The organism is Parajatrophihabitans canadensis (assembly GCF_053764775.1).
In genome coordinates this window covers 4713193-4725695 of sequence record NZ_CM132445.1, presented here as the reverse complement: position 1 = coordinate 4725695, position 12503 = coordinate 4713193, and the positions used below count along the sequence as shown (strand labels likewise).

Sequence of the window (12503 nt, the reverse complement as noted above, 5' to 3'; positions counted from 1 at the left end):
AATCGCGTCTCTAATAGATCGGACGGACGGAGCCGACCCGCTCGTCCCCGCCAAGAAGCGGTGCAGTCTCCAGGTCGTCGAGCACCGCCGCGCTCACCCCGAGCCGTCGCAGGCCGGCCACCACCGCACGGTCAGCCGCCCGGCCGGCACCGTCGTCGATCTTGCACGCGATCGCGCCACCGTCTGGTAGCGCCGCCGCGAAGACGCCCTCGGCGCCGTCCTTGGCGATGAGGCCGCCGATACCCTGCATGAGCCGAGTGGCGGTCCGCCCATTGCCGGCGACCAAGTCGGGGTGGCGGCGCATCGCCTCGGCGACCTGGCGATCGGGGCCGTCGGTGGCGCGGGCGATCCGGCTGAAACCGCGGGCGATACCGCTCAGGCTCACGGCAAACAGCGGTGCGCCGCAGCCGTCCACCCCGGTCGCCGCGACCTTCTCACCGGCAAGATCGGCGACGACCGATTTCAGGTGCAGCTGCAGCGGATGGCCGGCCGAGCTGTAGCCCGAGACCACCCAGCCGTTGGCCAGACACGCGCGAAGCATGCCCGCGTGCTTACCGGAGCAGTTCATCGCCAGGCGCGTCTCGCTCAGGCCGGCGATCAGGTATTGCCGACGCTCGTCCTCGCCCAGGGGCAGGTCGGGTGGGCATTCCAGGTCGGTTTCAGTGAAGCCTCCCGTGGCCAGGCTCGTGGCGATCAGTGCTCGATGCCGGTCAGAGCCCGAGTGTGATGCCGCAGCGAGCGCGAGATCTTCGGGTGACAGGTCCAAACCGGATCGCAACAGCCCGACAGCTTGAAACGGCTTGAGCGAGGACCGTCCGAAGATTGGCTGAAAGACATTGCCCGCCGCGAACACGGTGCTGCCGTCAGGCCCCAGGGCGATGATGTGTCCGGAGTGAACGGACTCGACAACTCCACTTCGCTCGACTTCGACCAACGGGACACCGGGCTCTAGGCGAATCACCCGGCTATTGTCGCGCAGTGCGGGGCGTCCCGCAGCGCTTCTCCTGCCAGCGATCGAGGCCAGCGATCGTCAGCGGGCGTTGACGTCGGAGTGCTTGGCCGCGTCTTCGTTTGCCGAGCCCGCCTCGATCTCGTCCGGCGACCCGGCGACCCGGGACACCGGTCGCATGCCGAGCAGCCGCATCTCCCCGCCGCCACCGAGCTTGCCGGTGGCGGCGCCGTCGGTCAGCACCGCGTCATCGACCACCGCGGTGATCCAGCCACCCTGCCGTCCGTGGGCGCGCAACGAGTCCGCGTCGGCAGGTAGTTCAACTGGTACGAAAGCCCGGTGCTCCCAGTCCATCCGGGCATCGTGCCCGGCTTTGGCCAGCGGCATGATCGAGCCGCCGTTGGCGAGCGCATCACGACTGGAACGAAGCCATTCGATCGCGTCGTCCAGCGCCGTGACGAGTGCAGGGTTGCCGTCACACCAGGTCGCGACCAGCTCTGGACGAGTACGGGCGACCCGGCTGCCGGACATGTAGGACCCGGCGGCCAACGACAACCCGAGGTCTCCACCGTGCAGCCCGGTCAGGGCGAGCGCCTCGGCGAGCACGTGCGGCAATCCGATGACCCGGGCGATCGCGGCGTCTTGTTCGGCGGCTGTCGTGGGCACGGGCTTGGCCCCGAGGTCGCAGAGCAGCACGGCGAGCGAGAGCCAGGCTTCGAGGTCGGTGTCGTCCTCGAGAATCAGCGACCAGGGCGCGTCGCGGAACAACATCGGATCGGCGGCAAGAAAGCCTGATTGTTCGGTACCAGCGAGCGGGTGGCCACCGACAAACCGGGCGGAGGGCATCGCCGTGCGCACCAGGTCGAGCACCGGAGCCTTCAAGGTGCCGACATCAGTGACGATGGCGTCGCTGTGCACGGCGTCCTTGATGGCCGTCAAGGCGTCGCTCAATTCGGGCAACGGCATCGCGAGCACGATCAGATCAGCGTCTTTTACGGCTTCCGAAGCGCTTGCGGCGACCTGGAATCCGGCGCCGCGCGCTGCACCCGCTTCACCCGGGTCAGGGTCGAAACCGACCACGCGGTAGCCGCTACGCGCGAGGGCGTGCAGCACCGAACCGCCAATCAGGCCGAGGCCGAGGACGGCGATGTGGGTGAAAGTTCTAGGCACCTATCGAACGTAGCCGGGCATGTCTACAAAGTATTCATCCGGGAGCGCAGCGTGACCTAACCGAAGCCGGAGCGTCACGAGATAGGAACGAAGCGACATTTAAACGTGATCTGGCCAACTCTGAGCCGTCGACTTGGCCCGGTGTTGGCCCGATCGCGATATCGGACTTTGCCTCTACGCCCGCACGTGCCAGGATCGTGAGACACACCGCACTGCGGTGCCGACAAGTTCACAATCCGCTCCCTACGATCCCTGTCCACCCGGTCCACATCGACCACGATCCGACACCGCAGCAAAACGACGCGCCGCACGCTTGGCGCCGGAGGAAATCGGCCATGGCTCAGAATGGTTTCGTTGTCGCGGCATACCGTGACAGCGGACGTTGGAGGTGTGAGGCGATGCCTCCATCGCTGCTGGAAGACCTTGGTTCGCTGTTGTCGGCCCTGCGTGGCCAGCCCCCGGAGGGCGGCCCATTCGTAGTGGCAAGTGTCGACGACGAATTCTTTCTCGTCGCGAGGTCGCATGGCGCCCGGATAGATCTCTTGCTGTCGGATTTGACGGCAGCGGTCGAATTTCCACTGGCCGCCCAGGTACTGGACCGCCTCGGTGAAGACCCGCCCGAGGACGACGAGCTGGACGAGGTTTGGCCGATCGGCGAGCTCGACCTGTTCAATGATCTTGAATTGCCCGAGGACGAAATGGAATCGATCCTCGACGACCTGGACGCGTATCCGGACGAGATGCTGGATGCAGTCATCAGCAGGATCGGGTTGGAAGAACAGTTCCGCGAGGCTCTGGCCGCGTCAGGCCGGGTGGCCCGGTAGGACTGCGATGAGTTTCTTCGGATGCGCGTTACTCGGCGACCGAGGTGGTTGGCGGGTCGAAGAGGTTGACATCCTCGAGTGCGAATCCGTTGATGATCTCTTGGAGTTGTTGCGCGATTTCGATGAGCCGGTGCGGGTGCTCGCTCTCGAACAGGACGATGAGTACGCGGCCCTGATCCGGTTCGACACGGCGCGGGGTGATGACGACGAGCTGGTGCGGGTGTTTCTGACCAGCGGGCACGCAGGCGATGACTACCCGCTGGCCGGGCTCCTGCTCGCGGGGTTGACCGAAATCGGTGGCGATCCGCTGGACGACGACGAGCTCGCCGACGACGTGACCCGTTCTGCGCATGATGACGCGCCTTTCGGTGATGCGGATCTGATCGCCGACTTGGGCCTGAAGGCGCCCGAGCTCATCGAATTGGCCGTTCACGAAAGCACATTGCCGATCGACCTGATCGAGGCGGTGTGCGAGCGACTCGGCTGCCTCGACGAGTTCGAAGCCGTTCGTGTCTGACGTGGACTTCGTCGAGGATCCACACAGTCCGGGGGCTTTCGACGCAGCGATGGCGGCCGCGCTCGCGCAGGCTCGGCTGGCGCTCATTTCCGCGGACGTGCCGATCGGTGCCATCGTCCTCGGGCCTGATGGCGACGTGATCGCGACGGGGCGTAACGAGCGGGAAGCGCTCACCGACCCCACGGCGCACGCCGAGGTCGTCGCGCTTCGCGAGGCAGGCGAGGCGCTCGGGGACTGGCAACTGACCGGCTGCACGCTCGTCGTGACCCTCGAACCGTGCACGATGTGCGCCGGAGCCGTCGTCCTATCTCGGATCGACCGGTTGGTCTTCGGCGCGTGGGACCCGAAAGCGGGTGCGGTCGGATCGCTGTGGGATGTTGTGCGTGACCGGCGGCTGAATCACCGCCCTGAAGTGATCGCCGGCGTACGTGAGGCCGAGTGTGGCCAGCTACTGACCGATTTCTTCGCCAGCCGCCGCTGACTGTATTGTCTTCCGCGGTGGCGTGTCCGAGCGGCCGAAGGAGCACGACTCGAAATCGTGTGAGGGTAAAAACCTCCGTGGGTTCAAATCCCACCGCCACCGCCAAACGAAAGTAGCCCGTCCCGCTTTTTGGGACGGGCTACTTTCGTTTATCTGTGCTGCGGGATTTGGGAGGAGCCTGCGAGCGGCAGCGAGCGTTTAGGCGACGGTTCCCACCGCCACCGCCAAACGAAAGTAGCCCGTCCCGCTTTTTGGGACGGGCTACTTTCGTTTATCTGTGCTGCGGCATTTGGGAGGAGCCGCGCCCTTGTTGGTCGGCCATGGTCCACCGAGTCGGCAGCAAGCCTTTTCAATGCATGGGTAAGCCCAGTCGCAGGCTCGACTTCTCCCTGCGGCGATGGGCGCTCCGCGCACTAGGTCCGTCCCCCGACGCATGGCGAGAGAAGGCCTCGGCGGAGTTCATATTTACAGTGCTTGGCGGGCGAGATTCCCCTGATGTTGCCGCCGTCGAAGCTTGCTGGCGTCTGAGTCAGAGGTGTAATTTCGCGGGAGAAGTCACGCAACCGGGAAGTGAACACAAAGTCTGCCCGATGACACTCAAAATCGAGAGCCGCAAAAAAATCGCCGGCAGCGTCGGTGAAGTGTGGGCGTATGTCTGTGACGTCGGGCGCTGGCCGGAGTGGGCCCCAACGGTTCTCGAATGCAGGGTTCGCGGCGGAGCTCCGCTTCAGCCCGGCGCGTGGGTGGACCAGCGGGCCAAGGGGATCCTCTGGTTGACTCACGGCCGCAGCCAGCAGGTGACCACTGTCGAGGCGCCCCGCCAGGTGGCGTTCGCCGGGCCAATGGGTACTTCCGCGGCGCGCTGGGGAATGGAACTCGAGCCGGTGGACGATCGGCAGACCGACGCCAAGATGTGGATTGAGGTCGATCTCGCGGGCATCATGCGCGCGATCCCCGGCCGCGCTCTCAAAGGCAGAATCCAGCGCGTAAGCGATCTTGAGATGGCGGCGATCAAGGCTGCGGTCGAGTCCGCTACGCCGGCAAGGCGCGAGGAGTCCTAGACGGGGTGGCGCCCAGTTTGACCGGGACGCCACCGAGATCGAGGAGCACACCGTGAGCCAGATCGACCGTACGCGAGAGCACCTGATCGAGACGTACCGCAAGAAGGCCAAGCACTACGACATCACGTCCCGGCTCTACCCCGCGCCCGGCTACCCCCAACGCTCACAACGACTCCGGGCAGTGCAAGCGCTCGGCCTTCGCCCGGGCGACAGCGTGATCGATATCGCCTGCGGCACGGGTCTGAACTTTCCGCTGATTGAGGAGGTGATCGGCCCCGACGGGCGGATCGTCGGCGTCGATCTGACCGACGCGATGCTCGCCCATGCCCAGGATCGGATAGAGACGAACGGCTGGAGCAATGTCAGCCTGGTGGAAGCCGATGCGGCCGACTTCGGCTTCCCAACCGAGGTCGACGCGATCCTGTCCACCTACGCTCTGTCGCAGGTGCCCGAGTGCGCAGAGGTCATCGCCCACGGTGCCACGGCACTCTCCGCAGGCGGACGCTGGGTTGTGCTGGACCTCAAGGTTCCCGACAACACGCCGGGCTGGCTAACGCAGCTCGGAACCGCGACCGTGCGGCGGTTCGCCTCCATAGATGAGTGGATCATGCGCCGTCCGTGGGAGGCGATTCGCGCAGCCATGCAGGAAGAACTGGTCGATGTCTCCTGGACCGAGTTGTGCTTCGGAACGGCATTCCTCGCCGCGGGATCGCGCGGGCCTGGAACCTAGCCGCACCCCAACGACGCTGCGTGCAGGGCTGCTGCCACCTCGCGGACGGTGTCGTTCCAACGCGGCAGTCTGGATCTTCGCTCGAATGCCGCGGCCCGCAACTGCTGCCGGTTCGGCTCGCCGTGCAGCCACTGCGCGAGTGCAGCGGTCAGGGCGGCAGGGTCATCCGGGGGAACCAGCATGCCCGGCCGACTGCCGTCCGGCGCGAAGCCGAGAGCCTCAGGTAGCCCGCCGACCGCCGTGGCGAGGACTGGCAGCCCGTGGGCCAGGGCTTCGGTGACCACCATGCCGTAGGTCTCTGACCGCGACGGTACGACGAGCAGGTCAGCGTCGGCATAGGCGCGGTGCAGCGCCGCGCCGGTCAGGACACCGGCCAGCCGGACTCGCGGGTTGAGCCCCTGCTGGCTGATACTGGCGCTCACCCGGTCGGTGAACTCGGGTTCGCGATCGAGCGGTCCGACCAGTACAAGGTCCCAGTCCGTGTCCCGATCTGTCCGGACTAGTCCGGCAAGCGCCTCGATGAGGAGGTCCTGCCCTTTATGCCGGGCGAGTGCCGCTACACACAGCAGGTGCCCGCCGGCTGCCGGCACTTCGCGGAGTCGGGACGCGGAGTCGCCGCGGTCGGCTCCGGGGCGGGCGACCCGAACACGGTCGGCGGGGATCGAGAATCGACGCAAGACTTGATCGCGGCTCCACTCGCTGGTCACCACGACGCCGGCAGCAACAGCGAGTACCGCTCGTTCCGACCGCAGCGCCGGGCCGTCGTGGCATCCGTCAAGGGCGGTGGCCAGCGGCATGTGCAGCAACACCACCAGTCGCAGGCGCCGCGCATGGGGCAGCAGCTGGGCTGCGGACGGTGAGGCGATCAGGCCGTCTATCAGCACCGTCTCACCGTCGGGTATCGCAGCCAGCGCCTGACCCAGGCCGCCGCTGTCACCCGTCGGCCACGCCCCGGCGGCGGTGATGATCCGCACGTCCCATCCCGATGCCGCCAGCCCGGCACACACCCACCGGTCGTAGATGTTGCCGCCGCTAGGCCGACCGTGATCGTCGAATCCTCCTGGTACCACTACATAAACGCGCACGATCCGGCTGCCGCGTTCAGAGCGCTCGCTCGTAGCTGGCCCAGGCCACGTGTGACTCGTGCAGCGTCACCGTCACCCCGCTCAAGCCGCGCGCCGCATCACCGAGTGCGCCGGCCTCGATCTGATCGACGAGGCGGTCGGCCACCAGGCGAGCGAGCGCCTCGGTCGTGGTGTTCATACCGTGCAGCGTCGGCTCGTCATCGAGGTTGCGCATCGTCAGCGCGCCGAGAACAGCGCCGAGGGCAGTAGCAGCGCGGTCGATGTCAACCACGATCCCGTCGCTAGTCAGTTCGTCGCGTCGGAACGTCGCGTCCACCACATAGGTGGCTCCATGGATCCGCTGCGCCGGGCCGAAAGCCTCGCCACGCAAGCTGTGCGCGATCATCATGTGGTCACGGACATTCAAGCTGAACATCGGCTCACTCCCCGTTGCTGGTCGTCGTGGATGCTGCGGCAGATTCATAACGGATGAGGTGGCACAGTCCGGGCCGGTCGGCCAGCGTCGGCAGCAGCGCGGGCAGCTCAGTGAAGTCCGAGACGTCGCTGATCAGACAGTCGTAGGCCGGATCATGCAGCAGCTCCAGGGCCAGGGCGAGCCGGTCCCGGCGCGAGCGGGTCCCCTGGCGGGCGGCTGCCACCGTGCCGACCTGGCTGGCCCGGATGCCCAGTCGCGCGGAGTGAAAGGCACCGCCGAGCTCCAGGCTCACCGAACTCGTGCCGTACCAGCTCAGTTCGAGCACTTCGCCGCCTGGCGCCAGCAGACCCAGGCAGCGTTGCAGCCCGGCGGCGCTCGCGCTGGTATGCACGACGATCTCGTGCTCACCGACGATCTCGTCTGGAGCGGCGAAGGCGACACCGAGGGCGGCGGCGATGGGCGCGCGGGCGGGGTCGATGTCCACAAGGGTGACCTGAACGCCGGGAATCTGTGCGAGCAGCCGGGCGACGCAGCAGCCCACCATCCCAGCACCGACTACACATGCACGATCACCGAGCCGGGGTGCCGCGTCCCACAACGCGTTGATCGCGGTTTCCACGGTGCCGGCCAATACCGCCCGCCGGGCGGGCACGCCGTCCGGGACCGGCAGCGCCGCGGTCGCAGGGAGCACGTAGGCGCTCTGGTGTGGGTAGAGACAGAACACCGTGCGCTCGAGCAGTTCTGGCGGGCCGGCCTCAACGACACCGACGTTGAGATAGCCGTACTTGACCGGACCCGGAAACTCGCCCTCTTGAAACGGTGCGCGCATCGCCTGCCGTTGATCGGGCGGTACCCGGCCGGCGAACACCAGCAGCTCGGTACCGCGGCTGATCGCCGAGAAGTGGGTTCGAACCAGTACCTCGTCGGCCGCCGGGGCCGGCAGGGTTACCGGGCGGATCTCGCCGTGCCCCGGCGCGGTCACCCAGAACGCCTGCGCATGCTCCACAGACCCAGCGTCCACCATCCCGGCGGCCTCCACCATCCCGGCGAACAGAACCGCCTGGTCCACCGAGCCGTCTCACCGGGTAGTTCAGGACATAGGGTGACCTGGAGTTGCTGTACACACGATTCGATCCGCGACGATCGTCAACGTGACAGTGAGGACGCCTTGGTAAGACAAGACAGTCGCGCGCCATTCAATGCAGCGCTGCAGCGAGCCAGGACGGCCGCTTATCCGCCAGGCGAGTACGTCGGTCAGGAGAGCTTCATGAGCGCCGGCGAAATTCGGCAGTTGGCCCACAGGGCCCACATCGGTCCCGGCGTCTGCGTGCTCGACCTGTGTTGTGGGGTGGCTGGTCCGGGCCGGCTGATCACCGCTGAGCTGGGCTGCCGCTACCTGGGCCTGGACGAGTCCGCGAGCGCCCTGGAGATCGCCCGAGACTTGGCCGGCGACCTGCCCTGCCGCTTCGGGCAAGCCCACGTACCACCATTGCCCGACGGCCGGTTTGAGGTCGTGCTGCTGCTCGAGACGATGTTGGCCTTCCCCGATAAGCGATCACTCGTGGCGGAGGTAGCGCGTGCGCTCGAGCCAGGCGGGCGTTTCGCCTTCACGATCGAAGAGGGTCGGTCGCTCTCGACGAGCGAAAGGGCGCAGATGCCCGACCCCGACACCGTGTGGCTGGTCGAGTTGGCCGAGTTGAGCACCCTGCTGGCCGAGGCGGGGTTGATCGTGACTTGGCAGCGTGAGTGCAGCGCGGAGCACTGGACGAGGGCGACCGCACTGCTGAGTTCGTTTCAGGCTGACTCTGCGCAGATCGCGACCCAGATCGGGACGCGGGCGTTGACTGACCTGATCAACGCCCACCAGCTGTGGTCTGGCTGGCTTGCCAGCGGACGGGTGCGCAAGTTCGAGGTTTTAGCACAGAAACCGGCACCGATACCGGTGAGCGACGGATGAGCTTGGACTACGGCCGCTACCTGGCCGCGAAGACGAGCGTGGACGATCGAGCCCTCAACCGGCAGGTCCTGTCCGAGCTGAGCCGATTGATGCCGTCTGCAGCGCCGCGAGTGCTGGAGATTGGCGCCGGGTTGGGGACGATGGTGGCGCGCCTGCTGGACTGGGGAATTATCGACGCCGGCGAATACACCCTGCTGGACGTCGATCTCGAGTTGCTGAACAACTCTCGCCAGTGGCTACGCGACTGGGCCGCCACTCGGGACCTGCGCTGTGAGCTGTCGCCGGAGGGGCTGCGAGTGGGCGATCTACGCGTGCGCTTTGTGCCCGCCGAGCTTGGCAGCTATCTAGAGGCCGGGTATGGTCAGCCGGCCGACGTGCTGATCGCCAACGCGCTGCTGGACCTGCTGGATGTGCCCGCCATCCTGCCCGGACTCCTGCACTTGCTCGTGCCCGGCGGCGTCTACTGGTTCACGATCAACTACGACGGCGAAAGCATCTTCGAGCCCGGGCACCCCCGCGACGCTCAGATAATGCGGGCATATCACCGAGACATGGATGAACGCGTTCGCTACGGCCGGCCCGGCGGGGACAGCCGAACGGGTCGCCATTTGTTTCACCAGCTGCGGGCCGCAGGCGCACCGGCCGTGGCTGCCGGCGCGTCTGACTGGGTCGTGTTCGCCGCGCAGGACGGCACATACCCTCACGACGAGGCCTACTTTCTCGGCAGCATCCTGCGCACCGTCGCGGACGCACTCCAAGATCGCGTGGAGCCAGTCGAGCTAGCCGAATGGGTGAGCGCGCGAGAACGCCAGCTGGCCTGCGGCGAGCTGGTCTATATCGCGCACCAGCTCGATCTCGTCGGGCGCTCGCCAGCCTGAACCTCGAGAGCCCGGGAGAGCGGATCGTGCCCACCCCGACGGGCTTTCGCGGAGAGGTAATCGGCATTGGCCTCCGTGAGGTGCAGTCCGGTAGGTATCTGCTCGTCGATCGTGATGCCGCCCGCGACCAGCTGAGCGCTCTTGTCCGGATTGTTGCTCAGGAGCTTGATGCGGGCAACGCCGAGGGCGAGCAGTATCTGCGCGGCGCCCCCATAGTCACGTTCATCGGCTCGGTGACCGAGCGCGAGGTTCGCGTCGTAGGTATCCAGGCCGCCATCCTGCAAGGCGTACGCGTCGAGCTTCTCGTACAGGCCGATGCCGCGTCCTTCCTGCCGCAGGTACAACACATACCCGCCGTGCTCGGCGATCCGTTCCACCGACTCACGCAGCTGCGGACCGCAGTCACAACGTTGGCTGCCGAACACGTCGCCGGTAAGACATTCACTATGCAGACGCACGAGCGGCACCGCTGCGGGCTGGCCCAGTTCAAGGGCCAGATGCTGCTGGGCGTCGGCCAGTCCGATAAAGCTGACCGCCGTGGCCGTGGTCGAGTAGCCGTCAGCGAAACGCAGCGGAACACTTATGCGGCGACGGATCGCCGCCGCCGGGAGCGACCCACTCATGGGTCGAGCCGCTCGTCCTCGTAACGCGCCGAGAGTGCATACCGCAACAGGACGACGTCGCCGATGCGCTGCACGTTGGTCAACTCGGCCCGTCTCACCGGATTCCAGGGATATTGTCCGTCGAGCGCGAACCGGCGCGCACGGGAGTCGCCGATGAATACCGGGGCAATCACGAGCTGCAATTCATCGGCGAGATCGGCGGTAAGGAACTGGGTGTGTAGGGAGCCGCCTCCTTCGACCATGAGCCGATTGACGCGGCGGGCGGAGAGGTCCTCGCTCACATCGCGCATCGTTAGCTGGGCGCCGAGATCGACCACGGTGGCTAGGCGCTCAAGCTGGGCTCGCACGGTGTTGGCGATGCCTCGCGGGCAGTACACGAATTTGTCGGCCTCGCCGGCAGTGAAGAACTGTCCGTCTGGGTCGAGCCGTCCCGAGGCGGTGACGGTCACCTTCGCGGGCGACGGGGACAGGCCACGGGCGACCCGATCCTCCCGGCTGCGGGGCGAGCGCACGAGTAGCCGTGGGTTGTCGTTGCGGACGGTGGCAGCGCCGACGAGGATCGCGTCGCTGCTGGCCCGCACCGCATCGACCCGCTCGAAGTCCGCGTCGTTCGACAGCCTCAGCCGCGTGGTGGTCGGGCAGTCCAGATAGCCGTCCAGTGAGACACCACAGCTGAGCAGCGTGTAGGGGCGATCAGCCACGGATCGCCTCCCATTGCTTCCCTGGCGACCGAGCCACCTCGAGACAAGGTGATTCATCTGCCATCGTGCTATCACGGCTGCCGGCTCGTCGAACAGCGTCATGCAGCAGCAGGACCGCGCCGGGAGCGAACGCCACGAGGGCGATAACCGCGTAAAGGGTGGTGACGGTGACCCCAACGGCGGCACCGAGCCCGGCGGCGGCAAAAGCCCAGGCCGCAGCCCCCTCTCGCGCACCCCAGCCACCGACGCTGAGCGGGATCACCGCGGCAGTCTGGACCAGCATCAGCAACGCAACGAGTTCACCCGACGGCGCGGTCGATCCAGCCACGCGGGCGGCAATGAAGAACGTGGTCGTGTGGCCGGCAACGACCAGCACCGAGATCAGCGTGAGGCGCGGCCAGACGCCTCGCGCCAGCAGGCCACGGCGCAGGTCGTGGATGACGGCCTGCGCGGCCCGCGCCGGCCGCGACCGGCCGCGTCGAGCGGCGACGCGCACGGCGAGCGCAGCACACCCGGCCACACCCGCGAGGCCAGCTAAGAGATACGGCAGCGCCGGACGAACCGGCGAGGGCAACGCGAGCAGCACGATAACGGTTGCCACCACCTGGACGACCTGGCCGCACAATCGTTCCCAGGCAACCGCTCGCAGTCCCCGCCCGACGTCACCCTCGTGTCGGCCATGCACCACCCCCCGGTGCACGTCGCCGAGCACACCGCCAGGAAGCACCAAGTTGAGAAACTGGGAACGGTAGTAGGCACCGACCGCGGCCGGCAGAGCCAGTTCGACGCCGAGTGCATGCGCGACGACGCGCCACCGCCAGGCGGAGCACAGCGTGGTCGCGGCCATGAGTGCGACGGCGGCCACGGCTGCGGGCCACGTGACCGCGCGCAGCCCGTCCTGAAACGGCCCGGCTCCGACCTGCCGGCCCAGGAGCAGCAGCACGATCACGCCGCCGGTCGCACGGAGCACCGGCGGGCCGAAGTGGCGTCGGACCGGTCGGATCCCCAGAGGCTCAGCGTTGGGGCGCTGCACACTGCAAAGATACGCACCAGCCGGCGAACAGGTCCAATGTGTGTTGCTACGCGTCAGCTGCGGTGGCAGCATGATGATC

The 12503-nt window shown here is 66.9% G+C and carries 15 protein-coding genes and 1 tRNA gene; 8 read left to right on the top strand and 8 right to left on the bottom strand.

All coding sequences use genetic code 11. From position 1 onward, the window contains the following. Nucleotides 1–10: 10 nt before the first annotated feature. On the bottom strand, nucleotides 11–961 hold the full coding sequence (locus ACSMXN_RS22735) for an asparaginase (protein WP_022915309.1): 951 nt from the start codon (nucleotides 959–961) through the stop codon (nucleotides 11–13). Between the two features lie 69 nt (nucleotides 962–1030). After that, the gene (locus ACSMXN_RS22730; RefSeq protein WP_022915310.1) at nucleotides 1031–2119 is read right to left on the bottom strand and encodes a prephenate dehydrogenase/arogenate dehydrogenase family protein; all 1089 of its coding nucleotides are present in this window, start codon (nucleotides 2117–2119) and stop codon (nucleotides 1031–1033) included. Between the two features lie 335 nt (nucleotides 2120–2454). On the opposite strand from ACSMXN_RS22730, the gene ACSMXN_RS22725 reads away from it, so the two are divergent. The 6 genes from ACSMXN_RS22725 (at nucleotide 2455) to ACSMXN_RS22700 (ending at nucleotide 5732) form a co-directional block, all read left to right on the top strand. Next, nucleotides 2455–2943, top strand: a complete 489-nt coding sequence (locus tag ACSMXN_RS22725) for a tRNA adenosine deaminase-associated protein (protein WP_022915311.1) — start codon at nucleotides 2455–2457, stop codon at nucleotides 2941–2943. 7 nt (nucleotides 2944–2950) lie between these two features. Beyond that, nucleotides 2951–3460: a tRNA adenosine deaminase-associated protein gene (locus ACSMXN_RS22720; protein WP_022915312.1), complete on the top strand. Its 510-nt coding sequence runs from the start codon at nucleotides 2951–2953 to the stop codon at nucleotides 3458–3460. A 49-nt stretch (nucleotides 3461–3509) separates the two neighbouring features. Next, complete coding sequence (tadA, locus tag ACSMXN_RS22715; protein ID WP_027139926.1) at nucleotides 3510–3941, top strand: tRNA adenosine(34) deaminase TadA; 432 nt, start codon at nucleotides 3510–3512, stop codon at nucleotides 3939–3941. Nucleotides 3942–3957: 16 nt separating this feature from the next. After that, a tRNA-Ser gene (locus ACSMXN_RS22710) sits at nucleotides 3958–4046 on the top strand. A gap of 485 nt (nucleotides 4047–4531) precedes the next feature. Next, nucleotides 4532–5002, top strand: coding sequence for an SRPBCC family protein (locus ACSMXN_RS22705; protein ID WP_022914241.1), 471 nt, complete (start codon nucleotides 4532–4534; stop codon nucleotides 5000–5002). A 52-nt stretch (nucleotides 5003–5054) separates the two neighbouring features. Continuing rightward, nucleotides 5055–5732 (top strand): methyltransferase domain-containing protein, encoded by a 678-nt coding sequence (locus tag ACSMXN_RS22700; RefSeq protein ID WP_022914242.1) that lies wholly within the window; start codon nucleotides 5055–5057, stop codon nucleotides 5730–5732. On the opposite strand, the gene ACSMXN_RS22695 is transcribed toward ACSMXN_RS22700, so the two are convergent. From ACSMXN_RS22695 to ACSMXN_RS22685, 3 genes are read right to left on the bottom strand one after another with little or no spacing between them, the layout of a single operon-like run. Further along, complete coding sequence (locus ACSMXN_RS22695) at nucleotides 5729–6817, bottom strand: glycosyltransferase family 4 protein (protein WP_196811350.1); 1089 nt, start codon at nucleotides 6815–6817, stop codon at nucleotides 5729–5731. The two genes, ACSMXN_RS22700 and ACSMXN_RS22695, sit on opposite strands and share 4 nt — an antisense overlap. Before the next feature lie 16 nt (nucleotides 6818–6833). Then, the gene (locus tag ACSMXN_RS22690; protein ID WP_022914246.1) at nucleotides 6834–7232 is read right to left on the bottom strand and encodes a 6-carboxytetrahydropterin synthase; all 399 of its coding nucleotides are present in this window, start codon (nucleotides 7230–7232) and stop codon (nucleotides 6834–6836) included. Between the two features lie 4 nt (nucleotides 7233–7236). After that, nucleotides 7237–8256 carry a dehydrogenase gene (locus tag ACSMXN_RS22685; protein WP_051148960.1) on the bottom strand — a complete coding sequence of 340 codons (1020 nt, stop codon included), beginning with the start codon at nucleotides 8254–8256 and terminating at the stop codon, nucleotides 7237–7239. Between the two features lie 243 nt (nucleotides 8257–8499). On the opposite strand from ACSMXN_RS22685, the gene ACSMXN_RS22680 reads away from it, so the two are divergent. Together ACSMXN_RS22680 and ACSMXN_RS22675 are read left to right on the top strand one after the other, a co-directional pair. After that, the gene (locus ACSMXN_RS22680) at nucleotides 8500–9189 is read left to right on the top strand and encodes a methyltransferase domain-containing protein (RefSeq protein ID WP_035944228.1); all 690 of its coding nucleotides are present in this window, start codon (nucleotides 8500–8502) and stop codon (nucleotides 9187–9189) included. Continuing rightward, the gene (locus ACSMXN_RS22675) at nucleotides 9186–10067 is read left to right on the top strand and encodes a class I SAM-dependent methyltransferase (RefSeq protein ID WP_022914249.1); all 882 of its coding nucleotides are present in this window, start codon (nucleotides 9186–9188) and stop codon (nucleotides 10065–10067) included. The genes ACSMXN_RS22680 and ACSMXN_RS22675 overlap by 4 nt, the downstream gene beginning before the upstream one ends. Here ACSMXN_RS22675 and ACSMXN_RS22670 read toward each other — a convergent pair. From ACSMXN_RS22670 to ACSMXN_RS22660, 3 genes are read right to left on the bottom strand one after another with little or no spacing between them, the layout of a single operon-like run. Beyond that, the gene (locus ACSMXN_RS22670) at nucleotides 10022–10690 is read right to left on the bottom strand and encodes a GTP cyclohydrolase II (protein WP_022914250.1); all 669 of its coding nucleotides are present in this window, start codon (nucleotides 10688–10690) and stop codon (nucleotides 10022–10024) included. The genes ACSMXN_RS22675 and ACSMXN_RS22670 overlap by 46 nt on opposite strands. Continuing rightward, nucleotides 10687–11391, bottom strand: coding sequence for a dihydrofolate reductase family protein (locus ACSMXN_RS22665; protein WP_022914251.1), 705 nt, complete (start codon nucleotides 11389–11391; stop codon nucleotides 10687–10689). Before ACSMXN_RS22665 ends, ACSMXN_RS22670 begins: the two co-directional genes overlap by 4 nt. After that, nucleotides 11384–12424 (bottom strand): lysylphosphatidylglycerol synthase transmembrane domain-containing protein, encoded by a 1041-nt coding sequence (locus tag ACSMXN_RS22660; RefSeq protein WP_196811351.1) that lies wholly within the window; start codon nucleotides 12422–12424, stop codon nucleotides 11384–11386. Before ACSMXN_RS22660 ends, ACSMXN_RS22665 begins: the two co-directional genes overlap by 8 nt. Between the last annotated feature and the right edge of the window lie 79 nt (nucleotides 12425–12503).

Excerpts from the sequence above, each read along its gene's own strand:
- ACSMXN_RS22685 (WP_051148960.1), bottom strand. The coding sequence starts at position 8,256 with ATGGTGGACGCTGGGTCTGTGGAGCATGCGCAGGCGTTCTGGGTGACC.
- ACSMXN_RS22690 (WP_022914246.1), bottom strand. The coding sequence starts at position 7,232 with ATGTTCAGCTTGAATGTCCGTGACCACATGATGATCGCGCACAGCTTG.
- tadA (WP_027139926.1), top strand. The coding sequence starts at position 3,510 with ATGGCGGCCGCGCTCGCGCAGGCTCGGCTGGCGCTCATTTCCGCGGAC.
- ACSMXN_RS22720 (WP_022915312.1), top strand. The coding sequence starts at position 2,951 with ATGAGTTTCTTCGGATGCGCGTTACTCGGCGACCGAGGTGGTTGGCGG.
- ACSMXN_RS22705 (WP_022914241.1), top strand. The coding sequence starts at position 4,532 with ATGACACTCAAAATCGAGAGCCGCAAAAAAATCGCCGGCAGCGTCGGT.
- ACSMXN_RS22680 (WP_035944228.1), top strand. The coding sequence starts at position 8,500 with ATGAGCGCCGGCGAAATTCGGCAGTTGGCCCACAGGGCCCACATCGGT.
- ACSMXN_RS22725 (WP_022915311.1), top strand. The coding sequence starts at position 2,455 with ATGGCTCAGAATGGTTTCGTTGTCGCGGCATACCGTGACAGCGGACGT.
- ACSMXN_RS22675 (WP_022914249.1), top strand. The coding sequence starts at position 9,186 with ATGAGCTTGGACTACGGCCGCTACCTGGCCGCGAAGACGAGCGTGGAC.
- ACSMXN_RS22670 (WP_022914250.1), bottom strand. The coding sequence starts at position 10,690 with ATGAGTGGGTCGCTCCCGGCGGCGGCGATCCGTCGCCGCATAAGTGTT.